The sequence below is a fragment of the Pseudomonas frederiksbergensis genome, assembly GCF_003732665.1.
Lineage (GTDB): Bacteria > Pseudomonadota > Gammaproteobacteria > Pseudomonadales > Pseudomonadaceae > Aquipseudomonas > Aquipseudomonas frederiksbergensis_G.
On the sequence record NZ_MOBP01000043.1, the window covers coordinates 1 to 295 of the forward strand.

1 protein-coding gene is annotated in these 295 nt (G+C 60.0%); it reads left to right on the forward strand.

All coding sequences use genetic code 11. The annotated features are described in order from the left end of the window. Positions 1 to 33: 33 nt before the first annotated feature. A partial coding sequence (locus tag BK665_RS33050; RefSeq protein ID WP_221179279.1) for a squalene/phytoene synthase family protein occupies positions 34 to 295 on the forward strand: 262 nt, incomplete at its 3' end.

A 295-nucleotide genomic window follows, 5' to 3' on the forward strand; every position in this document is an offset into this window, starting at 1 on the left:
ATCCTGCAGTGCCTGAGCACGATGACCCGGGGAATGAGCCAGTTCCAGGAGAAGGCCGCCTTGCAGGGGCTGGGCACCCACCAGGAGCTGGATCATTACTGCTATTGCGTCGCCGGCGTCGCGGGAAAGTTGCTCACGGAGCTCTTCATTGATTTTGACCCCACCCTGTTAGCCCAGCGAGAGAACCTGCATCGGCTGGCCGTTTCCTTCAGTACCGGTTTGCAGTTGACCAATACCGTCAAGGATCAATGGGACGACCGACTGCGCGGTGTTTGCTGGCTACCGCGGGACCTGC